This window comes from Streptomyces sp. NPDC043908 (assembly GCF_056435525.1).
Window position 1 is genome coordinate 243,413 of the sequence record NZ_JBWKEI010000001.1, and the last position, 21,785, is coordinate 265,197.

Genomic DNA, 21,785 nt, shown 5'->3' on the forward strand with positions numbered 1-21,785 from the left:
GACCCGAGCCGTGTCCCGACCGGCGCGTACGGCCCCGAGCCCCGCCGGACCGCGCCGAACGGCCCCCGCCCGGTCGCACCCCCGGGCGCCGGGGCGCAGCATGGAAGGCGGAAAGTCGTGCCGATCGGCCTGGACCTGGTCAGCGGGCGTGTCCCGCGCAGGGGCGTACGGGTGAGGAGGCCGGTGATGGCTGATGCGCAGTCCTTCCCGGCCCGTTCGGGGGCGAGAGACCCGTCGCTGGTGGCGGGCGGTCTCCTGGACGTGCTCGGGGTGGCCGCGGTCGTCCTGGACGACGAGGGCCGTATCCGGCTGTGGAGCCCCGAGGCGAGACGGGTGTACGGATACACCGCCGCGGAGGCGCTGGGGCAGTACGCCGCGAAGCTCCTGGTCGCCGAGGAGCACCGCCATGTGGTGCTGGAGCTGTTCGCCCAGGTCATGTCCGGCGACGGCACCTGGGCGGGGGTCTTCCCCATACGGCACAAGGACGGCAGTACGCAGCTCGTCGAGTTCCGCAACGTACGCCTGGAGGCCGACAACGGCCGGATGTTCGCGCTCGGCCTGGCCTCCGAGCAGGCGACCGTACGGCGGGTGGAGCGCGACCTCGCGCTGTCGCTGCGGCTCGTGGACCAGTCGCCCATCGGCCTCGCGGTCCTCAACACCGACCTGCGGTACGTGCTGGTCAACCCCGCTCTCGAACGCATCAACGGCATCTCGGCCGAGGAGCACCTCGGGCGCCGCATCGTCGACGTCCTGCCGTTCCTGGACGGGGCGGCCGTGGAGGAGCGGATGCGCGAGGTGATGGCGACGGGGCGGCCGGTACTGGACGAGTTCACCACCGGGCGCACCGCCGCCGACCCCGAGCGCGACCACGCCTGGCTGGTGTCGGTGTACCGGCTCGACGACCAGGCCGGGCACGTCCTCGGCGCCGCGGTGTCCGTGGTCGACGTGACCGAGCAGCACGAGGCCGCCGTCTCCGCGGCCCAGGCACGGCGCCGCCTCTCCCTCATCGCGGACGCCTCGGTGCGGATCGGCACCACCCTCGACCTGGAGGTGACCGCCCGCGAGCTGGCCGAGGTCGCCGTCCCCGAGGTCGCCGACATCGCGGCCGTGGACGTGCTCGACACCGTCCTGGCGGGGCCCCGGCCGGGGGAGGCGGACAACGGCGCCGTGCGGTTCCGCGCGCTGGCGCTGAATGCCGCCTACCCGACCGAGGCCACCTCCGCCGCCGACCCGGTCGGCGACGTCGCCCTGTACGGTCCCACCCGGCTGGTCACCCAGTGCGCCCGCACCGGCCGCCCGGTCCTGGTCCCCAAGGTGCGCCCCGAGGACCTGCCGCGCATCGCGCGCAACGAGGACGCCGTGCACCTCCTCGCCGCCGCGGGAGTCCACTCGTACCTGGCCGTCCCCCTCATCGCCCGCGGCCAGGTCCTCGGCGCGCTCGACCTCAAGCGGGCCCGCAACCCCGCCCCCTTCAGCAAGGACGACGTCCTGCTCGCCACCGAACTCGCCGCCCGCGCGGCGGTGTCCATCGACAACGCCCGCTGGTACCAGCGCCAGCGCGACACCGCGCTGATGCTCCAACGCCATCTGCTGCCCCAGCGCCCCGCCGACCCCAGCGGACTGGACATCGCCTACCGCTACCAGCCGGCCGCCGCCGACGACGAGACCGGCGGCGACTGGTTCGACGTCATCGCCCTCAGCGGCGACCGTACGGCGCTGGTCGTCGGCGATGTGATGGGCAGCGGCATCAACGCCGCCGCCACCATGGGCCAACTGCGCGCCACGGCCCGCGCCCTGGCCCGCCTCGACCTGGACCCGGCCACCGTGCTGACCCATCTGGACGCCGCCACCGCCGACCTGGGCGACGCCACGGCGACCTGTGTGTACGCCCTGTACGACCCGCACACCCACCTGTGCCACATCGCCGTCGCCGGGCACCCGCCGCCGGTGCACCTGCGGCCAGGCCGCCCGCCCCGGCTCCTCGACCTGCCCACCGGAGCGCCGCTGGGCGTGGGCGGTGTCCCGTTCTCGACCACCGCCGTCAGCCTCGACCCGGGGGACGACCTCGTCCTGTACACCGACGGACTGATCGAGACCCGGGACCAGGACATCGACACCCGGCTGGCCACCCTCACCGACCTGCTGACCGGCCCGAGCCGCCCGCTGGAGGACGCCTGCGACTTCCTGCTCGCCGCCCTGCGCCGCCCGGACACCCATGACGACGTGGCCCTGCTCATCGCCCGGGCCCGCGCGCTCGGGCCCGCCTGAGCACGCGGGCGGCGGGGTCTCACATCCGGGTGCCGAAGTCCTGGGTCCACCACGGGCCGCCGGGACCGCTGTGGATCCCCACCCCCAGCTCCTTGAAGGCGCAGTTGAGGATGTTCGCGCGGTGGCCGGGGCTGTTCATCCAGGATTTCATCACGTCGGCCGGGGTCCGCTGACCGCGGGCGATGTTCTCGCCGTAGGTGGACCACTGGTAGCCGGCGGCGTGGATGCGCTCGCCCGGGCCCGCCCCGCTCGGGTCGGTGTGGTCGAAGAAACCCTGGGCCGCCATGTTGTCGGAGTGGCGCTGGGCGGCGGTGGCGAGCTGGGAGTTGTCGGTCACGGGACCGCAGCCGTTCTTGGCCCGCTCGCCGTTGACGAGGGCGATCACCTGCTGGGCGTCCGAACCCTGCCGGGCGAGACCGTTCTTCGGCACGGCGGGGGTGTGCGGGGCGGGGGGCCGTGCGGCGGCACTGTGCGGGGCGGGCCGGTGCGCGGTCGGCGTGGGCGAGGTGGCCGAACGGCTGGGCGACGGCGATGCACTCGGCTTCGGCGAGGGAGAGGTGGCCGAGCGGGTGGGGGCGGGTGCGGTGGTGGTGGTGCCCTCGGGGCTCCCGGCCGTGACCGCTGTGCCGGCCGGGGCGTCGGCGACGGTGTGGCCGGGGGCCGACGGCTCGGTCGAGAGGCGGATGACCACGGCCAGGCCGCCTATCGCGGTGGCGCCGGCGAGCACCGCGGCGGCACGGCGGCGCCGCCTGGCCCGGTCCCGGTCACGGCGCAGTTCGCCGCGGGTGACCGGCTCGGCCGGGGCGCTCCGGCCCCGGGGAGCCTGCCGGTGGCGGCCGGGCGCCTGCGGTCGCGGTGCCGTGCCGGGGTCCGTGGAGGGCGCGTCGGTGTGGGCCATGGGGGCGGGGGCCGACGCCCGGTGGGCGGACAGGGCGGCGAACAGAGCGGCCGCCGGGACCACCGGCACCAGTGCGAGCCCCGCGAGCAACCCCTCCGGCGGGACGAGTCCGCTGCCGAGCCCCGAGCAGACCGGGCACGCACGTGTGTGCCGGGTGATGCGCTTGCGCCACAGCGCGCAGGGCACACCGTCCCACAGCGACAGGAGCCCGGTCAGCTCGTGGCAGTGCGCGGCACCCGCCAACGTCCGCACCACCTGGCGCGAGGCGTCGAGCCGCTCCTTCATGCGCTGGACGCGTACGGCGGTGTGCTGGGGGGACAGTTCCAGGGACGCGGCCACCTCGGCGCGGGTCAGATGTCCGGCCGTCTCCAGCCACCACAGCGACAGCAGCCCCCGGTCCTCGGGCTCCAGCCAGCGGGTCGCCTCGGCGGCCTCCCTGCGCTGCCCGGAGAGCCCGAGCCGCAGGATCGTGAGGTCGACGAAGTCGGCGCCCGGGTCGGGCAGGTCGCTCGTCTCCTGGATGCCGGTGCCGTCCGGCCGGGTGCGGGCGCGCTGCCAGTACGCGCGCAGCTGGTTCATGGTGATGGCCACCACCCATGACCGGAAGCTGGCCGGGTCGCGCAGCCCCGGCAGGCCGTCGAGCATCCGCAGGACGCTCTCCTGGACCACGTCGTCGACGTCGGCGTGACCGTTCAGCGCCCGCCCGACGATGTTGTAGACCAGCGGCAGACAGGCCGCGACGAGCTCGTCCTGGGCCTGCTGGTCACCGGCTCGCGCCGCCGCGACCGTCGCCGTCCCGTACTTCATGTCCACGCCTCGTCCACTCTCCCCGGTCCCGGGCGGTCCCGGGGCCTCCACCGACTGCTTCTCCACGGTGGGAGACGGACGGGGGAGTGGCGGATAACGAAAACCGCGGAGGTTTTTTCCTCCCGCTGCGGCTCGACGTCCCGGGCGGAGCCGACGAGGGGGTGGACAGGGGGGCACGCGGGGCACGGGGCTCGGCGGACAGGGTGCTGTCCGCCGGGCTCTGCGCGGCCGATGCCGTACGGCGAGAAAGTCGTCGGTCCGGGGAAGGCCGTAGACCCGGGGGAAGGCCGTCGACCCGATCCGACCCCGGTGGACGAGGAGTGTCAGGCCTTCACGGGGACGGCGTCGGCGGTGGGTGTACCGGCCGTCCCGGCGGTGCCCTTGTCGGGAGCGGTGTAGAAGACGGAGCCCTGCTTGCGCTCGCGCTCCAACTCGCCCTTGGCGACCAGTGCTTCGAGGGTGTTGCGGACCACCTGGGCGCTGGTGGCGCGGTCCGGGTGGGCGGTGGTCAGCTCGGTGAGGATGTCGGCGACCGTACGCGGCTCCTGGTGACCGGCGAAGAGGCCGAGGACGACTTCCCGCAGGGTGGGGCCGGAGGTCTCCGCCTTGCCCCGGGAAACGGTCTTCGCGGGAGCGGTGTTCTTGCGGGGGGTGCCGGCGGGCTTGGCCGCGGACTTGACCGCCGACTTGGCCGGGGACTTGACCGTGGCCGTGACCTCGGTGGTGATCTCGGTCTTCTTGGAGCGGGGGGTGGGCACCTTGGCCGGTGCGGCCGTCTTCACCGATTTGCCGGAGGCGCTCTTCGTCGTCGCGGTCCTCGTCGTCGCGGTCTTCGCGGTGTCGGCCTTGCCGGCCTTCGGGGTGGCGGCCTTCGGGGTGGTGGTCTTCGCGGGGGTGCGCTGGACGGCGGTGGCCGTCCTGCCCGCCGCGGCGGCGGCACCGGTGAGGGTGTGGTGCATGGTCTGGAGCAGACCGTGATCCCGCTCCAGGGCTTCGAGCCGGCCCTTCAGGGCGTCGAGTTCGGCGCGGATACGTGACTGGTCCTGCTGGTTGGCTTCCAGATCGGCGGTGACCCGCGCCGCGTACTGGTCCTTGAGTGTGGTGGTGTCCGGCTCGTCCGCCATGGGATGTCGCTTTCCTCGTGCTGAATGATGCCGCCGGATGCCGGCCCTTGCTGCGGGCACAGCACAGGCGAGTAGGCAAAAGATACACACCTTACCCAAACAACCGCAGCCCGTCTGATTCGCCTGCACACTAAAGAGTTGATGAGAGAAACCCCCATATCCCCCTGGGACCCGGTGCGGTGGCCGCCGTCGGCGTCGTCCGCGGACACGGGTGAGTGGGATCACAGGGTGTTCCGGGGAACGTCACGGGCCCCGGGCGCATCTGTTCGCCCGGAACGGGGATTTCGATCGGCGTGTGTGCGGAGGTACGGCGCGGGTGGCCCTTTCCCGTCCGGTGCCGTCCTGCGCGGCGCACCGCCCATCGAATTCGGAGTTGGTGTATGAAGCGCCCGTCCACGGCACCGGTTGCGGTGCTCGCTCTCTGCTCGGCCCTGCTGGTCGCCGGGTGTTCCGAGGACAGCGACCCGGTGAGCTTCGGCGACCAGGCCGCGAAGCCGACGAGCCGCAGCCGGGCGCCCGGCAACAGCAAGGTGCAGTTGCCGACCAACCCGCGCGAGTGGAGTGTGCAGCGGGAACTCGCCGACGGCACCAAGGTGGTGCGCACGACGCTGAAGGGCCGGAAGTCGGGCTTCGAGGGGAAGGTGTGGGCGTGGGCCCCGAAGCAGTACTTCGAGGAGAAGTACAAGAACAGCGCCTTTCCGGTACTGATCGCACTCCCCGGCAGCAACGGGTATCCCACCAACTACTGGTACGGCGCCGACCTCAAGCTCCAGGAAACCATCGCGGAACAGGCGCGGCAGGGCAGGAGCCTGCCGTTCGTGGTGGTCATGCCGGTACTGAACGCGGACAAGAAGAACTACTACGACGGCAGTGACATACCCGGCCGGCCGAAGATGGGCACCTGGATGTCGGACGACGTCCCGGACCTGGTGCGGGAGAACTTCCGTACGTTCAAGGATCCCAGGGGCTGGGGTTTCTTCGGGTCCTCCTCCGGCGGCTATGTCGGGATGAAGATGATGCTGCAATACCCCCGCCGGTTCGGCGCCGCGATCGCCGGCGGCCCCGACACCCGCCCGGACTCCCCGCTGTGGAAGGGCCACGAGAAGGAGCAGCAGGCCAACAACCCGGAGCAGCTCGCCCAGGATCTGATCAACAAGGGCGGCCCGACGGTGAACCTCTCGATCATGCTGGGCACCAAGGAATCGGGCCAGGCCAAGGTGAAGGACTTCCTCGCCAGGTACGGCAAGGGTCCGGTCAGAACGAATCTGTATATGATCCAGAACGGTCACCACAGCGGACGGCAGTACGCGAAGTCCCTCGGCGACGGTCCTCTGGAGTGGATCAGCAAGCGGATGCTGGCACCGTCCTCGTAACGGCCGCCGCCTTGTCACGCCGGTGTGACGGGCATCACGAGCATGATTCCGGTACCTCAGGGCACCTGGAACCCAAGGCCCCGTCGCGTCCCCCGTCGCGACGGGGCCGCCCCTGGCGAGAGCGAGGGGATTGACGTGTGGGAACCCTGGGCAGGTGCGCAGGGGCTAGTGCGGGCGGTTGCGCATGCAGGACGGGGGCAGTGACGTGAGTGAGGAAACGGCTCCGATGTGGAGGACCGGTCTGGTACCGGTCGACGCCGCGGAGGCGCGCAGGCGTGTGACGGACCTGCTGGGCGCCGCGCTGGAGCGGCCGTCGACGCAGGACCCCGTGGTCGCGGACGCCCTCCTGGTGACTTCGGAGCTGGTGACGAACGCGCTGCGGCACGCCGGCGGTGTGACCGCCTTCGAGGCGATGGCGGACCGGGTGGGGCTGCGGCTGGTGGTCGAGGACGCGAGTGACGCGCTTCCCACCACGAAGGCGCCCACCGCGGACTTCACCCCCGGCGGTTACGGCTGGCCGATGATCTGCCGCCTGGCGACCAGCGTCACCGTGAGCCTGCTGCCTGCCGGAGGCAAGCGCATCCAGGTCTTCCTGCCGCTGTGAGCGGCGCTCCAGGCGCCCTGCCGCGGTTGTTGCCTCTGCTCTTCCCCCGGTGACCTCCATGAGCCCGGGGCGGCCGCCCTCTTCCCTTTCCCGAACAATTCTCTCCGTGAGTGCTGGTGCTCCGAGCGATGCGGGCACAGGCGCGAACGAGCCGGCGCCAGGACGCTGGTGTGCGTCCTGACGCCGACTCGCTCGCGCTGTGACGTGCTTACGTCGATGAAGGGCCACGGCGCCCGGGCGCCGGCCGGATCATGGCGCTGATCGCGCTCATTCCGCGACGACGCCCATGCCGGTGCGGAGCTTGGTGAGGATCCGGCGCAGGATGCGGGACACCTGCATCTGCGAGACACCGAGCGTCTCGCCGATCTCCGCCTGGGTGCGCTCCTCCACGAACCGGAGATGCACGACGAAGCGCTCGCGCTCGGTCAGGGTGTCCATCGCGGGTGCGAGGGCCTGGAAGTCCTCGACCAGCTCCATGGCCGGGTCCTCCCAGCCGATGATGTCGGCGAGCGCCGCCTCACCCTCCTCCTCGTTGCCGGACAGGGCGGCGTCGAGGGACGAGGAGTGGTAGCCGTTGGCGGCCAGCTGGGCCTCCAGGACCTCTTCCTCGCTGATGTCCATCAGGGCGGCCAGTTCCTTGACCGTGGGGGAGCGGTCGAGACGGCTCTCCAGCTCGGCCCGCGCCTTCCCCAGCTCCGTCCGGCGCTCCTGGAGGCGGCGCGGAACGTGCACGGCCCAGGTGGTGTCGCGGAAGAAGCGCTTCATCTCGCCGACGACGTACGGCACGGCGAACGTGGCGAACTGCGTCTCGCGCGACAGCTCGAACCGGTCGATCGCCTTGATCAGACCGATCATGCCCACCTGGACGACGTCCTCGATCTCGTCCGCGTACTGGCGGAAGCGCCGGGCGGCGAAGCGCACGAGCGACATGTTCATCTCGATAAGCGTGTTGCGCGCGTACTGGTAGGCGGGCGTGCCCTCCTCCAGAACCGCGAGCTGCTCGAAGAAGAGGCGCGACAGCTCCCGTGCGTCCCGCGGCGCGAGCTTGTCGGGGCACTCCACCAGGGGCAGCTCGGGCGCCACCTGGCTCCGCGGACCCGCCATGGTGCTGACCTCGACCGTCGTCATGATCTCTCCCTCGATCGACCTGTACAAGCTTCCAACGCGTACCAACGCGAGGAGCGTGTACCCGCGAACCCACATCCCACACGGTGAATTTTCGATCCGATGGGAATCCCGTTCGGAGCGCCCCCCCGCGTGGAAGATCATGACCATGATCTCACGCGAGCCACGCCGTGCGGGGGCCGCGGAAGCGCGGGGAGGGTCCGCCCGCGGACGAGGCGGCTGGCGCTCGTGGTCCACCGCGCCGCGCCGACGGCCGGGCTCCACGACCTCGACCGGGCGGCCGCGGCGGTGGCGGCCCGCCCCGGCTACGACCGCGCGCTGTACGACTTCGGCTACGCGTACGTCGAGAGCGGCCTGTCGCTCCTCGCCGTAGGCGCCCCGCGCGCGGTGCCGACCCGCGAAGTCCGCCCGAGCCCCGCTCGGCGCGGTCCGTCGGCTCAGAACTTGCGCCAGCGGGCCATCGCGAAGGAGAACAGCCCGAAGAGCACCAAGCCCGCGGCCACGGCCATCAGCAGCCACGGCCCGACCGGGGTGTGGGTGAAGGAGCGCAGGGTGTCGTCCATGCCCTTGGCCCGGTTCGGGTCGAAGCCGACCGCCGCCCACAGGGCGAAGCCGCCCGCGGTGGTGAAGACGGCGCCCCGCGCGATCCCGCCGGCCACGCCCGTGCAGTCCACCAGTCGGCGGGTGCGCTCCGACATCTCGTCCAGCCGCATCCGGTCGTGGTACTTGCGCAGCGCGGCGCGGGCCGCGATCCACACCCCGACCCCGATCGCGACCACCCCGGCCGCGCCCACCATCCAGCGCCCGCCCGGCAGGTCGAGCAGCCGGGCCGTGACGTCCTGGGACGCGCGGTCGCTGGAGCCGCCCTCGCTCCGGCGGTCGCCGAGCGCGTATGTGGAGACGGTGTACGCGACGAAACCGTAGAAGACACAGCGCGCCGCGGAGAGCAGACGCTTGCGCGCCTTGCGTCCGTCGGCGCCGGCGGCCCCGAAGACCGCCTCCGACAGGCGCCACAGTGCCATACCGGCGAGCGCCACCGCCAGCGCCCACAGGACGAACGTCCCCATGGGCCGCTGCCCTATCTCCGCGAGCGCCCCCTCCCTGTCGGCCTGCCGGCCGCGGTCGCTGCCTGTGGCCACCCGGGCGGCCAGCAGCCCCACCAGGATGTAGATGACGCCCCGCGCCACGAACCCGGCCCGCGCGGCGCCCTCCACCACCGGACCCCGCGCCGCCCGTCGCGCCCGCATCCGACCGGACCCCGCCACCGTTCCCACCTCCACGGCCCACCTCCCGAAGTGCGGGTGCCCCGGCCCGCCCCGGACAACCCCGCCTTGCCCCGGGCAACCGCGGGGTGTGCCGCGAGCCGGTAGGACGGTGGCCGGGGGCCGGTCACCAGGACTCCGCCGCCTGGCCCCCGCCGCCGCTCCACGGTGGCGACCGCCGGTCGCAGGCGCAGGGCGGTGAGCGGCAGGAGAAGTACGGTCAGGATGGCCGCGCCGACGAGTGCCGCGCCCTCGCCGGCGCCGAGCGTGCCGTCGTCGATGCCGATGGTGGTGATGGCGACGACGAGGGGCGGACAGATGGCGCAGTACCTGCGGCCCGCCGCCGTCAGAGGAACCTCGCCGCGTGGTCGGCCGCCCACCGCGCGAACGGCAGCGGGGGCCGCCCCAGCACCCGGCGCGCGGTCCCGGTCGCCGGGGAGCCGCCCCGGGCGGCGGCGGTGAGGAACTGCACGATCGAGGCCGCTGCCTCGGGCGACCCGAACCGCGCGAACTCGCGGCGCGCCTGCGCCTCGCCGAGCTCCTCGACGCGGATGCGCCGGCCCGCGGCCTCGCCGATCAGCTCCACCTGGCGGCGCTGCGACAGCAGCTCGCCACCCGTGAGCAGGTCGCTGAGCCCGGTCGCCGGGACACCGGTCAGCGCCGCGACGGCGGCGGCCGCCACATCGCGCTCATGGATGGGCGCCGTCATCGCCTCCGGGTGCAGGAGCCGGACCACGCCCTCGGTACGGATCGAGGACGACCAGGTCAGCGCGTTGTTGGCGAGCACGAGCGGCCGGATGGGGGTCCAGCGCACCCCCGAGGCCGCCAGCGCCGCCTCCATCGCCCGGTGCTCCTCGGCGATCGCGTTGCCCTGGGCGTACGGCAGGAGGACGCTCCCGGAGGAGAGGGCCACCACGTGCTCGACGCCTGCGGCGCGGGCGGCCGCCGCGAAGTCCGCCATGCCCGCCCCGGTCGCGTACACGAACACCTGGCGTACGCCCCGGAGCGCGGCCGGAAGCGTCGACGGCCTGTCGAGGTCGGCCGCGACCACCTGCACCCCGGACGGCAGGTCCGCCTTCCGCGGGTCGCGTGCCGAGGCCCGGACCGGCTCGCCCAGGGCGAGGAGCTGGTCGAGCACCTGCCGTCCGACGCTGCCGCGTGCTCCGATCACCAGGGTGGTCATCCGCGTCCTCCTCGGTCGGGAGCAGTTTGGGCGGAGATTTCCGACAGGGCAAGGAGGCTGGAACGGGTTTATCGGGGCGGTAGGTCATAAACAGTCATAAAATGCAGGTACCGACCAGTCCGCTTCCGAGGGAGGCCTCGATGCGAGCGACCGAGGGTGACCAGCTGGTGCAGCACGGCAGGGTCGTGGGCCAGCACGACCGTACGGGCGAGATCGTCCAGATCCTGGGGGAGGGCGGCACACCGCCCTACCGGGTCCGCTTCCCCGACGGACATGAGTCGATCATGTCGCCGGGCCCCGACTGCGCGGTGCGGTCGGCGGACGAGCGGAGGGAGGGGCACCGGTAGGAGGGGTTCCGGCAGAAGGGGCCGCCGGCCCGTGCCCCGAGTGGGAGAGGTCGTCCTGAAATAGCCGACGGACACGGCCGCTTGACACCTTTTTCTCGTACGCCCGTTCCTTGCTCACGGGAGCCTTTCCCTGCGCGAACATGTCATCCATGGGAAGGTGTCGATCTCCCTGAAGTGACGGGTGGTGCACCAGGGGTGGGCGAGTGAAGGGGGCACGCCGGTGGGCGGGGAGCATGGGGTCGATCTGAGCGGCAGCGGGGCGGAGCCGCTCGCGCCGGACGACCCTCGGCGGATCGGCTCGTTCCCGCTCGTCGGAATGGTGACCCGGTGTGACTCCGGCCGGCACGCGCAGCTGTGGGTCAACGGCGGGGCGGCCTCGTGAGGCCGCGGGCGCATCGGGGGGAGCGCGCCGGGGAAGGGTCCCGGGCGTGACCGACTCCGCCCTCTGGATCTCGTCGCTGACCGCGGGCACGGCGGTGCTCGCCAGCTGGGTCACCAGCCGCGGTACCGCCCGCGCGGCCCAGATCCAGGCCGCCGCCACCGAACGGACCCAACGCACTCTCCGCGTCGGCGAGGCGCGTCGGTCGGCGTACGTGAGCCTGATCGAGCAGGCACACAAGATGGCGGAGCTGTACTGGACGGTGTCGGACATCCACAAGTCGGGCGGCACCCATGCCGAACAGCTCCCCGCGCTGCGGGAAGTGCAGGCCAGTCTGCGGGTGGAGTACGGCAGGCTCCGCCACTTCATCTGGGTGATCAACCTGGAGGGTCCGGACAACGTGGCCGCGGCCGCCGAGAGGCTCCGGCTCGCGACGCGCCCTCCGCACCGGGCACTTGGGGCGTCGATCGAGGGCGAGCCGGACGCCGCGGCGCACTTCGACCAGTGCTACGACCCGTTCTGGGAGTCGGTCCTGGCCTTCGTCTCCGCCGCCCGCACGGCGGTCCACGACCTGTGAGGCGCCGCGCGGCCCGGGGTGCCGTGGCACCGCGTGGGGAGCCCGAGTCCTGCGGGACGCACGGAAATTGAGAGGACTCGGCGCGGGCCCGCGTACTACCCTCCCCGGATGCCTGAACTCACCGGTGACGAGTCCGTGTCGGCCCGTTCGCGTTCCCTGTGGCGTGACCGTGACTTCGGTGTCTTCTGGGCCGCGCAGACCCTCTCCGTCGTCGGTGACTCGTTCGCCCTGGTCGCGCTCCCGCTCCTGGTGCTGCACGCGACGGGCTCCGTCGCGCAGATGGGGCTGCTGACAGGTGCGGCGGGAGTGGCCGCGGTCGGCACGGGGGTGTTCGCCGGAGTCGTGGTCGACCGGCTGGACCGAAGGAAACTGCTCATCGCGTCCGACCTGGTGCGGCTGGTGCTGTACGCGCTGATCCCGGTGGCCTGGGCGTTCGGCCCGCAGATCTGGCTGCTGTACGTGGTCCTCCCGCTGGCCGAGGCCGTCGGCATGTTCTTCTCCGTCACCTACGTCACCGTCGTCCGGTCCCTCGTACCGGGCGACCGCATCACCGAGGCCAACGGGCGGCTGAACGCAACCGCCGCGGCGGCCGGTGTCGTCGGCCCGCTGCTCGCGGGCGTCGTGGCGGCCTGGCTGGGCCCGGCGGCGGCCGTCGCGGTGGACGCGGCGAGCTTCGGGGTGTCGGCCGCCTGCCTGACCTTCGTACGGTTCACCGGGCGCGCCGGATCCGGTGACGCGGGGGTGCGGGAGCGGCGGCGCGAGCCGCTGGGCAAGGAGCTTGTCGCCGGGGTGTCGTTCCTGCGGAGCCATCCGGTGCTGCGCAGCCTGACGATCCTGCTGTCCGTCTTCAGCTTCCTGACGCTCGGCCTCAACGACCTGATCATCTATCACCTCAAGCACGATCTGGAGCAGGGCGACGGCGCGGTCGGCACCGTCTTCGCGGTCGGCGCGCTGGGCACGGTCGCCGGGGCGCTGTTCGTCGCCCCGGTCCGCCACCGGCTCGGCTTCGGTGTGACCTGGACCGGCGGGGTCGCGGTCTGCGGGCTCGCCCTGGCGGCGGTGGGGTCGGCCGGGAGCGTGGCCGGGATCGCGATCCTGACCGCCGTGTTCCTGGGCTGTGTGAGCGTGTCGGGGACCTGCTCGATGTCGCTGCGGCAGGAGGTGACCCCGGACCATCTGCTCGGCCGGGTCACCTCGGCCTTCTGGACCATCCACTACTCGGCGGCGCCCATCGGCGCGGCCGTCCTCACCTGGGCCGCGCAGCGGTACGGCACGGGCCCGGTGTGCTTCCTCGCCGGGGTGTGCTGTCTGCTCGTCGCGGTCCTCGCGCTGTTCACCCCGGTCCGCGCGCGCCGTCCCGAGCAGGCGGGGACGGCCGCGGCCGGCCCCGTTCCGAGCGGCCCTGGCCAGGAGCCGGTCCGTAGTGGATCATGTCGAGATGACTGATGGCCCCCATTCCCCGTCGCCCGCCCCGCTGTTCCCGCCGTCCACCGTGGAGCGGCTGGCCGGTTACACCCCGGCGGACCAGCGCGAGATCCTGGGTGACGGCGCCGACCCGTTCGGGGTCGCGCACACCGGTCTGACCTGGCTTCCCAAGGAGGACCACTTCGGCATACGGCACGAGGGCCGCCTGGTGGCGCACGCGGGGCTGCTGCCGCTGCGGATGTCGATCGGCGGTGCCACCACACCGGTGATGGGCGTCGGCGGGGTGGCGGTCGCCCCCGGTCTGCGCGGACACGGCCTGGCGCGGCTGGTCGTGGGCGCGGCGCTGGAGCACGCGCGCACCAGGGGCCCGCGGCACGCGCTCCTGTTCTGCCGGCCGCCGCTCACCGCCCTCTACGAACGCCTCGGCTGGCGCGTCCTGGACCGGCCCGTCGAGGTGGAGCAGCCCGCGGGACCCGTCGTCATGCCCCTGCGGACCATGTGGACACCGCTGCACGACGACGAGCCCTGGCCCGACGGCCCGGTGCGGCTGCTCTCGTACCCGATGTGAGGACCGCGGGCGGAGTCAGCCCTGCTGGGGAGCGGGCTTGAGGATGGCGAAGGGCGCGCCGTGGGGGTCGGACAGCCAGGCGATCCGCCCGACGCCCGGCACGTCGGCCGGGGGCATGAGCACCGAGCCGCCGCGCTCCCGCGCCCGGTCGGTGGTGGCATCCGCGTCGGCCACCGCGAAGTACGGGATCCACCGCGGCTCCATGCCCTCCTGGGCCGTGGCGACGCCGCCGAACGTGGCGTCCTGCTGGTCGCCCTCGGCGGTGGAGAGCACGGTGTAGGTCATGCCCGGCGCCTCCATCTCCTGGGAGCGCCAGCCGAACAGCGAGCGGTAGAAGGACAGCGCGGCCGGTACGTCCCCGGCGTGCAGCTCGGCCCAGCACAGCGCGTCCTCCTGGGACGTCTGCTCCAGGCCCCGGGTGGCGGCGGGCTGCCAGACGGAGAACTCGGCGCCGCCCGGGTCGGTCAGGCACGCCATCCGGCCCGCGTCCATGACGTCGAAGGGCTCCGCCCGTACCGTCCCGCCGGCCTGCTCGACCGCCTTCGCGGTGGCGTCCGCGTCCGGGGTCAGGAAGTACACCGTCCAGGCCGGCTTCGCGCCCTCCTCGGTGAGCGGGCCCAGCGCGGCGACGGTTTTGCCGCCCTTCTGGAAGAAGCCGTACCCGCCGGCGTCGGGGCCCGCCGACTGGAAGTCCCAACGGAAGACACCGCTGTAGAAGTCGGCGGAGGCGGCCGTGTCGGGGCTGCCCAGGTCGAGCCAGTTGGGTGCGCCGGTGACGAAGTCGGTACTGAGCATGGGTGCGTGCCTGCCTCTCGCGGATCCGGCCGTACGGGCGGGGGAGTCCGCAGCCGGGCCGGTGTCCTCCCGGGGACGAACCAGCCCCTATCGGATCGTAGTGACAGGGTCGCGCGTCGGGCACGCGGAAGGGCGGAACGGGTGACGGCCCCAGGGAGCGGCCCCGTACGGACGCGGGGCGGACGGGCCGCGCGCCCGTACGGGGCCGCGGTTCTCAGCGGCGCGGTGCCGCGGCCCGCCGCACGCCGAAGTGCCACGGGCGGCGCGTGCGGACCGGCTTCTCGTCCTCGTGCCGCGGCTCCCCGAGGTGGTGGAAGCCGCGCCCCATCCGGCGGCCCAGCAGCAGATAGCCGAGCAGTGCCCCGGTGGTGTTGAGGATGACGTCGTCCACGTCGAAGGCGCGCCCCTCGACGAGCGCCCCCTGCACCAGTTCGACGAAGACCATCACGGCGACCGTGTACAGCAGGACGCGCACCGCCCGCAGCCGCCGCCGCACCAGCACCGGCAGGATCAGCCCGAAGGGCACGCCCAGCAGCAGGTTGCCGCCGACCTGCCGGCAGGCGGCGAGGAAGGTGTAGTCGTCGGCGTACTCGCGCAGCGAGTGCCCCGGCCGCAGGTTGGCTCCCGCGATGTCCCGTGAGGCGGGCGAGGGGGTCAGGGTCAGCTCGGCGAGCACGACGGAGAAGGCCACCAGCGCCGCGAACGCCACCAGCATGATCAGGACCCGAACTGCCGTGACCCGCCTGTCCGTTCGTGTCTGTGCCCGTTCGGCTCGAGTGGTCATGCCGAGCGGATTCCCCGTAACGCGGACGGTACGCCCCGGCGTGCGGGGCACGCCTCACGCGAGCAGGCTGAGGGCTCCCGGCAGGACGCGCGCGGTGACCGGCAGGACGGCCTCGACCTCGCCGTCCGCCCCGTACGGCAGCGGGCGGTCCGCCTCGATGCGCACCTCGCGGCCGCGCAGGACCTCCACCTGCGGGCGGCGGACGTGGCTGCCGTCCTCCAGCTCCCGCATGACGGTGAAGAACAGCCGGCGGGGGGAGTCGTGGAGGATGACCACGTCCAGCAGCCCGTCGTCGACGGCCGCGCCCGGCGCGATGTGCCGGCCGAAGCCGTAGTACCCGGAGTTGGCGGCGACGACGGTGTAGCCGCTGCGCTCGTGGACCGTGCCGTCGACGGTCACGCGGTAGTGCGCGGTGCGCCAGCCCGCCACCGCGCGCAGTCCGCCCATGTAGTACGAGGCGGCGCCGCGCAGCAGCCGCGAGGCGTTGGCGTGGCGGTTGGCCACCGCGTCGACCCCGGCGTAGACGCTGCCGAGGACGGCGATCCTGTCGTGCACGGCCGACTCGACCTCGATGGCGTCGACCTTCCTCGGCTCGCCGCGCAGCAGGATCCCGGCCAGCGCGGCGGGCTCGGAGGGCAGTCCGAGGGCCCGGGCGAAGTCGTTGCCGCGCCCGGCCGGCACGATGCCCACCAGAGCGTCCGTTCCGGCCAGGGCCCCCGCCACGCATCCCGCCATGCCGTCGCCGCCGACCCCGAGCACCACCCGGCCCTGCTCGGCGGCCCGGCGGGCGAGGGTGCGCGCGTGGTCGAGGCCGCGGCTGTACTCGACCTCCAGCCCGGCCCCTCCTTCGCGCAGCAGCCGGGCCAGCGGGATCAGGGCGGCGGCGCCCTGCGACCCGCCCGCGGTGGGGTTGACGACGGCCGTGAACTGTCGCATGGCTACGCTCCGATGGGCGACGACGGTGTGCTTGCGGGCGGGGGAGGGGGATGCCGCGCGCCTCAGCGGGCGGGCAGTGGCGGCAGGAGGATGCCGGGGTTGAGGATGCCGGCCGGGTCGAGCCGGTCCTTCACCGCGTGCAGCACCTCGACGCCGAGCGGGCCGATCTCCCGCGCGTACCAGTCGCGGTGGTCGGTGCCGACGCCGTGGTGGTGGCTGATGGTGCCGCCCGCGGCGAGGATGGCGTCGTTGGCCGCCCGCTTGGCCGGGGCCCAGTGCGCCACCGCGTCCTCGCCCTGGGCGCTGACCACCGTGAAGTACAGGGAGGCGCCCGCCGGGTAGACGTGCGAGACGTGGCACATGACCAGCGGCGGGGTGCCCGCCTCGGTGAGGGTGGTGGTCAGGGCGGTGCGCACGGCCTCGTACAGGGCCGGGATATCCGACCAGAAGGCGGCCGTCTCCAGCGTCTCGGCGAAGGCGCCCGCGTCCAGGAGCGCGTCGCGCAGATAGGGCGCGTTGTAGCGGCCGTGGGCCCAGCCGGTGCCCGGGTCCTCGCCGAGCGGTTCGCCCTCCGCGGCGCTCAGGGCCGCGTGCACGCGCGCCCTGCGGTGGGCGACCTCCTCGGCGGTGCCCTCGTACCCGACGATCGCCAGGCAGCCGGCGTCGGAGGAGAGGCCGCCGCCGATGGCGTCCGGCTTGGCCAGGCCGATCATGGTCTCGGTCTCGTCGGAGAGCCGCAGCACGGTGGGCAGGGGTCCGTCCTGGGCGAGGGTGCGCAGGGCGGCCCGGCCCTCGGCGAAGGACGCGAAGCGCCACCCCTCGTAGACCTTCGTCGCGGCCGTGGGGTGGATCCGTACGGTCACCGAGGTGATGACGCCGAACGCCCCCTCGGAGCCGAGGACGAGCTGGCGCAGATCCGGTCCGGCCGCCGAGCGCGGGGCCCGGCCGAGGTCCAGGGTGCCGCGCGGGGTGGCCACCCGGAGGGCCGTCACCATGTCGTCGAAGCGCCCGAAGCCGGCCGAGGCCTGGCCGCTGGAGCGGGCGGCCGCGAACCCGCCGACCGTCGCCCACTCGAAGGACTGGGGGAAGTGGCCGAGCGTGTAGCCCCGTTCGGCGAGCAGCGCCTCCACCTCGGGGCCGCGCAGGCCGGGTTGGAGGGTGGCGGTGCGCGAGATCTCGTCGAGGGCGAGCAGGCGGTTCATGCGGCGCAGGTCGAGCGCGACGAACGCGGTGTGCTCACCGTCGCCGCCGGGGGCCCGGGGGGCCAGTCCGCCCACGACGGAGGTGCCGCCGCCGAAGGGGACGACGGCCACGCGGTGCTCGGTGCAGGCCGCGAGGACGGCCAGGACCTCGTCGTGGTCCGCGGGCAGCACCACGGCGTCGGGCGCGTCGGTGACCTCGCCTGAGCGGATGCGCAGCAGGTCGGGGGTGGACTTGCCGCGGGTGTGGCGCACCCGGGTCTCGTCGTCGCCGCGGACGTGCGCCTCGCCGACCGCCGCGTGGAGAGCGGCCCTGGCCGCGTCGGTGAGCCGGGAGGGGCCGGGGGCGACGGCCGCCAGCTCCTTCGCCGGGGCCTCGGCCCGGCGTACGCCCAGCAGGTCCCGCAGCAGACCCGTCACGTCCTCGGGCAGGGGCGCCGCCTTGGCCGGATCGCCCCAGCCGCTCCACAGCATGTCCACCGAACCCACCTGATCACCCGCTTCGTCGCGCAGTTGTTCCGGTCCCACGGCGTGGGGGGCGGCTTGCCGTCGCCCGTTCCGTCGTTACACTGTGACAGATGAAGCCCATTCGTCACAACCGTCGGGACGACGAGGCGGTGCTCGACGCCGCCCGGGACTGCGTGCTCGCCGTCGGCGTCCGCCGGACGACCCTCACCGACGTCGCACGCCGGGCCGGGGTCTCCCGGATGACCCTCTACCGGCGCTGGCCCGATGTGCGCACCCTGGTGGGCGACGTCATGACACGGGAGTGGGTGTCCGTCACCCTCGGGGACACCCCGCGCACCGACACCACCCGCCCCGTGCGGGAGCAGCTGGTCGAGGGGCTCGTGACGGGGCTGCGCGCCTTCCGGGAGCACCCCCTGCTCCGCAAGATCCTCGACGTCGACCCGGAACTGCTGCTGCCGTACCTCTTCGACCGGCGCGGCGCCAGCCAGGACGCGCTGCTCGCCTTCGTGCAGGAGGCGCTCGAACAGGGGCACGCCGACGGATCCGTCCGCGCGGACCATCCGCTGCGCCAGGCCCGGTCGCTCTTCCTGGTGATGCAGTCCTTCGCGCTCTCGCTCCAGACCATGACCGACGCGGCGGACCCCGACCTCGCCGACGAAGCGTTCTACGACGAGCTCCGGCACATCCTCGAGAGGACCCTCGCCCCATGAGCCGTACCGAACCCCGCTCGGACTCCTTCTCCCTCACCGCCGCCCGCCGCTCCCGCGACCTCGACCGTCTCGCCGCCGGGACGACCGTCGACGTCCTGGTCATCGGCCTCGGCGCGACCGGCGCCGGAGCCGCCCTCGACGCCGCCTCGCGCGGTCTGTCGGTCGCCGCGATCGACGCGTACGACCTGGCGTTCGGCACCTCCCGCTGGAGCTCCAAACTCATCCACGGCGGACTGCGCTACCTGGCCTCCGGACAGCTCGGCGTCGCCCACGAGAGCGCGGTGGAGCGCGGGGTGTTGATGGAGCGCACCGCCCCCCACCTGGTGCGCGCGCAGCCGTTCGTGCTGCCCCTGACCTCACTGACCTCGCGGCGCAACGCGGCGCTCGCCCAGGCCGGGCTGCGCGCCGGCGACCTGCTGCGCGTCTCGGCGGGCACCGCGCGGCGCACCCTGCCCGGCCCGCGCCGCCTCTCGGCCGTCGAGACCCTGCGCACCGCGCCCGGACTGCGCCCGCACGGCCTGTACGGAGGGCTGCTCTCCTGGGACGGCCAACTGGCCGACGACGCCCGGCTGGTGACCGCCATCGCCCGCACCGCCGCCGGTCACGGCGCGAGCATCCTCACCCGCACCCGCGCCCTGTCCGTCACCGGCTCCGGCGCCCTGGTCCGCGACGAACTGACCGGGCAGGAGCTGACCATCCGGGCCCGGGCCGTCGTCAACGCCACCGGTGTCTGGGCGGGCCACCTGGTCGACGGCGTGAAACTGCGCCCGTCGCGCGGCACCCACCTGGTCCTGCGCGGCACCACCCTGCCCGGTCTGACCGCCGGACTGCACATCCCCGTCCCCGGCGAGAGCAGCCGTTTCGTGCTGGTGCTGCCGCAGGGCGACGGCCGGGTGTACGTGGGGCTCACCGACGAGCCGGTCGACGGACCGCTCGAAGACGAGCCCACACCCCCCGAGTCCGACATCGGCTTCCTGCTCGACATCCTCAACACCGCCCTGGACACCCCCGTCCACCGCGACGACGTGGTGGGCGCCTTCGCCGGGCTGCGACCGCTCCTCGACGACGCCCCGGGCGACACGACGGGCGGCCGCACCTCCGACATCTCGCGGCGGCACGCGGTGCTGACGTCGGGCGAGGGCGTCGTCACCATCGTCGGCGGCAAGCTGACGACCTACCGGCGCATGGCCCAGGACGCCCTCGACGCCGCCCTGGCCGCCCGGGGCATGGAGGCCGCGCCCTGCCGCACCGCACGGCTGCCCCTGGTCGGCGCCGCGGCTCCCGCCGAGCTCGCCGCCCTGCCCGTACCGCGCAGGCTGCTGGCCCGGTACGGCACCGAGGCCACCGCCCTGCACGCGCTCGGCGAGGCCGATCCCCGGATGCGGGAGCCGGTGGCCGAGGGGGTGGAGACCACCCGGGCCGAACTGTGGTGGGCGGTCCGGCACGAGGGCGCGCTCGACGCGTCCGACCTGCTGGACCGGCGCACCCGTGTCGGCCTGGTGCCCGCCGACCGCGCCGCCGCCCTCGACGCGGCGCGCGAGGCGCTGGACGCGGCGGCGCAGGAGCCCGCCGGGTCCTGAGCCGGCCCGGGAGGTCTCCGCTCGGGCCCGGGGCTGCCGGGCGTGGGCGGCCCTGGGCCGGATGGAGCAGCGCGAAGGCGTGCGGCGGTCCGGCGTCTGATGCTGGGTCAGGAAAGACGGGCGAGCCGGACCCGGCCGCCGCCGCCATGCCTTCAGGAGGTACCCACGTGGTCGCACACCTGCCCGGACGCCGCGCCCGGCTGCCGCTGGCCGTAGCCGCTCTCCTCGCCGCCGCGTCGGCCGGCGCGCTCGTCCGGCCCGCCCAGGCCGCGCAGACACCTCCCGCCCCGCACGACCGTACGCTCCAGCGGGACCTGGACCGGCTCGTGGGCGCGTCCGGCGGGCCGCCCGGAGCCGTCGCGGTCCTCACCCGGGGCGACCGGACCGAGGTCTACCGGGCCGGGGTCGCGGACGTCCGCACCGGGCAGCCGCCCCGCCCCACCGACCACATGCGGATCGCCAGCATCGCCAAGGCGTTCAGCGGGGCCGTGGCTCTGCGCCTCGTCGACCAGGGCCGGCTCACCCTGGAGACCACCCTCGGCAGCCGCCTGCCGGAGCTGCCCGCCGCCTGGCACCGGGTCACCCTGCGCCAACTGCTCCACCACACCAGCGGACTCCCCGACTTCACCGCCTCACCGGACTTCCGGGCGATCCTGACCGAGGACCCCCACCACGTCTTCGACTCGCGCCGACTGCTGGAGTTCGCCGCCGGGGAGCCGCTCGCCTTCCGGCCGGGCACCCGCTACCAGTACTCCAACTCCGACAACATCGCCGTCGCCCTCCTGGCCGAGGCGGCGACGGGCCGCCGCTACGAGGACCTGCTCAAGCGCCTCGTGTACCGGCCGCTGGGCCTGGAGCACACCAGCCTGCCCCACGGCCACCGGCTGCCCCGCCCCGCTCTGCACGGCTACGCGGTCGACCCGCCCGCCCCGCCCGAGGACGTCACCGAACTCTTCGACACCTCGGGCGTCTGGGCGTCCGGCGCCGTCGTGTCCACACCCAAGGACCTGGGCCGCTTCATCCGCGGCTACGCCGGAGGCAGTCTCTTCTCGGCGCACACCCGCAAGGAGCAGCTGAGGTTCCTGCCCGGCGCCGCCTCCGAACCGGCGGGCCCGGGCGTCAACTCGGCCGGACTCGCCCTGTTCCGTTACGCCACCCGCTGCGGTGTGCTCTACGGCCACACCGGCAACACCGCCGGATACACCCAGCTGGCCGCCGCGACACCGGACGGCAGGAAGTCCCTCACCTTCTCGATCACGACCCAGACCAGCAAGAGCCTCAAGCCCGCCCTCCTGAACCACCTGCGCAAGGTCCAGGAGGACTTCGCGTGCGCCCTGCTGCGCCACTGAGGAGCCGGTCACGCCACGGGCCGA

Annotated in this window: 20 protein-coding genes; 11 read left to right on the forward strand and 9 right to left on the reverse strand. The window is 73.6% G+C overall.

Annotated elements, in window-relative coordinates; translation table 11 throughout:
- Positions 1-186: 186 nt before the first annotated feature.
- Positions 187-2,268: a SpoIIE family protein phosphatase gene (locus AC069K_RS01140; RefSeq protein WP_478610765.1), complete on the forward strand. Its 2,082-nt coding sequence runs from the start codon at positions 187-189 to the stop codon at positions 2,266-2,268.
- 19 nt (positions 2,269-2,287) lie between these two features.
- On the opposite strand, the gene AC069K_RS01145 is transcribed toward AC069K_RS01140, so the two are convergent.
- Both AC069K_RS01145 and AC069K_RS01150 read right to left on the reverse strand, forming a co-directional pair.
- Positions 2,288-3,973 (reverse strand): sigma-70 family RNA polymerase sigma factor, encoded by a 1,686-nt coding sequence (locus AC069K_RS01145; protein WP_478610767.1) that lies wholly within the window; start codon positions 3,971-3,973, stop codon positions 2,288-2,290.
- A 323-nt stretch (positions 3,974-4,296) separates the two neighbouring features.
- Entirely contained in the window at positions 4,297-5,097 is an 801-nt protein-coding gene (locus AC069K_RS01150) for a hypothetical protein (protein ID WP_478610769.1), read from the reverse strand.
- A gap of 380 nt (positions 5,098-5,477) precedes the next feature.
- Here AC069K_RS01150 and AC069K_RS01155 point away from each other — a divergent pair, with 380 nt between their 5' ends.
- Positions 5,478-6,470 carry an alpha/beta hydrolase gene (locus tag AC069K_RS01155; RefSeq protein WP_365113248.1) on the forward strand — a complete coding sequence of 331 codons (993 nt, stop codon included), beginning with the start codon at positions 5,478-5,480 and terminating at the stop codon, positions 6,468-6,470.
- A 226-nt stretch (positions 6,471-6,696) separates the two neighbouring features.
- A complete protein-coding gene (locus AC069K_RS01160) occupies positions 6,697-7,074 on the forward strand; it encodes an ATP-binding protein (RefSeq protein ID WP_365113251.1) in 378 nt (125 codons plus the stop codon).
- Between the two features lie 267 nt (positions 7,075-7,341).
- Here the strand turns inward: AC069K_RS01160 and AC069K_RS01165 are convergent, their stop codons facing one another.
- From AC069K_RS01165 to AC069K_RS01175, 3 genes are all read right to left on the reverse strand, one after another.
- A complete protein-coding gene (locus AC069K_RS01165; protein WP_478610774.1) occupies positions 7,342-8,202 on the reverse strand; it encodes a SigB/SigF/SigG family RNA polymerase sigma factor in 861 nt (286 codons plus the stop codon).
- Positions 8,203-8,636: 434 nt separating this feature from the next.
- Positions 8,637-9,479 carry a DUF1206 domain-containing protein gene (locus AC069K_RS01170; RefSeq protein WP_478610777.1) on the reverse strand — a complete coding sequence of 281 codons (843 nt, stop codon included), beginning with the start codon at positions 9,477-9,479 and terminating at the stop codon, positions 8,637-8,639.
- Between the two features lie 328 nt (positions 9,480-9,807).
- Positions 9,808-10,644 carry an NAD(P)H-binding protein gene (locus AC069K_RS01175; RefSeq protein WP_478610780.1) on the reverse strand — a complete coding sequence of 279 codons (837 nt, stop codon included), beginning with the start codon at positions 10,642-10,644 and terminating at the stop codon, positions 9,808-9,810.
- Positions 10,645-10,784: 140 nt separating this feature from the next.
- Here AC069K_RS01175 and AC069K_RS01180 point away from each other — a divergent pair, with 140 nt between their 5' ends.
- The 5 genes from AC069K_RS01180 (at position 10,785) to AC069K_RS01200 (ending at position 13,940) form a co-directional block, all read left to right on the forward strand.
- Positions 10,785-10,991: a DUF1918 domain-containing protein gene (locus AC069K_RS01180; protein ID WP_358831627.1), complete on the forward strand. Its 207-nt coding sequence runs from the start codon at positions 10,785-10,787 to the stop codon at positions 10,989-10,991.
- Between the two features lie 220 nt (positions 10,992-11,211).
- Entirely contained in the window at positions 11,212-11,373 is a 162-nt protein-coding gene (locus AC069K_RS01185; protein ID WP_365113589.1) for a hypothetical protein, read from the forward strand.
- A gap of 46 nt (positions 11,374-11,419) precedes the next feature.
- Positions 11,420-11,947 (forward strand): hypothetical protein, encoded by a 528-nt coding sequence (locus AC069K_RS01190; RefSeq protein ID WP_478610787.1) that lies wholly within the window; start codon positions 11,420-11,422, stop codon positions 11,945-11,947.
- Positions 11,948-12,055: 108 nt separating this feature from the next.
- Positions 12,056-13,393: an MFS transporter gene (locus AC069K_RS01195; protein ID WP_478610790.1), complete on the forward strand. Its 1,338-nt coding sequence runs from the start codon at positions 12,056-12,058 to the stop codon at positions 13,391-13,393.
- Entirely contained in the window at positions 13,386-13,940 is a 555-nt protein-coding gene (locus tag AC069K_RS01200) for a GNAT family N-acetyltransferase (protein ID WP_478610793.1), read from the forward strand. The genes AC069K_RS01195 and AC069K_RS01200 overlap by 8 nt, the downstream gene beginning before the upstream one ends.
- A 15-nt stretch (positions 13,941-13,955) precedes the next feature.
- On the opposite strand, the gene AC069K_RS01205 is transcribed toward AC069K_RS01200, so the two are convergent.
- The 4 genes from AC069K_RS01205 to AC069K_RS01220 all read right to left on the reverse strand — a co-directional run bounded on the left by AC069K_RS01205 (position 13,956) and on the right by AC069K_RS01220 (position 18,134).
- Positions 13,956-14,735, reverse strand: a complete 780-nt coding sequence (locus tag AC069K_RS01205; RefSeq protein ID WP_478610796.1) for a VOC family protein — start codon at positions 14,733-14,735, stop codon at positions 13,956-13,958.
- Between the two features lie 214 nt (positions 14,736-14,949).
- Positions 14,950-15,450, reverse strand: a complete 501-nt coding sequence (locus tag AC069K_RS01210; RefSeq protein ID WP_478610799.1) for a VanZ family protein — start codon at positions 15,448-15,450, stop codon at positions 14,950-14,952.
- Positions 15,451-15,573: 123 nt separating this feature from the next.
- Positions 15,574-16,455: a diacylglycerol/lipid kinase family protein gene (locus AC069K_RS01215; protein WP_478610802.1), complete on the reverse strand. Its 882-nt coding sequence runs from the start codon at positions 16,453-16,455 to the stop codon at positions 15,574-15,576.
- A 62-nt stretch (positions 16,456-16,517) separates the two neighbouring features.
- A complete protein-coding gene (locus AC069K_RS01220; protein ID WP_478610805.1) occupies positions 16,518-18,134 on the reverse strand; it encodes an FAD-binding oxidoreductase in 1,617 nt (538 codons plus the stop codon).
- 98 nt (positions 18,135-18,232) lie between these two features.
- Here AC069K_RS01220 and AC069K_RS01225 point away from each other — a divergent pair, with 98 nt between their 5' ends.
- The 3 genes from AC069K_RS01225 (at position 18,233) to AC069K_RS01235 (ending at position 21,761) form a co-directional block, all read left to right on the forward strand.
- Positions 18,233-18,832, forward strand: a complete 600-nt coding sequence (locus tag AC069K_RS01225; RefSeq protein WP_365113603.1) for a TetR/AcrR family transcriptional regulator — start codon at positions 18,233-18,235, stop codon at positions 18,830-18,832.
- Positions 18,829-20,412, forward strand: coding sequence for a glycerol-3-phosphate dehydrogenase/oxidase (locus tag AC069K_RS01230; RefSeq protein WP_478610808.1), 1,584 nt, complete (start codon positions 18,829-18,831; stop codon positions 20,410-20,412). Before AC069K_RS01225 ends, AC069K_RS01230 begins: the two co-directional genes overlap by 4 nt.
- Positions 20,413-20,558: 146 nt before the next feature.
- Positions 20,559-21,761 (forward strand): serine hydrolase domain-containing protein, encoded by a 1,203-nt coding sequence (locus tag AC069K_RS01235; protein WP_478610811.1) that lies wholly within the window; start codon positions 20,559-20,561, stop codon positions 21,759-21,761.
- The last annotated feature ends 24 nt before the right edge of the window (positions 21,762-21,785 follow it).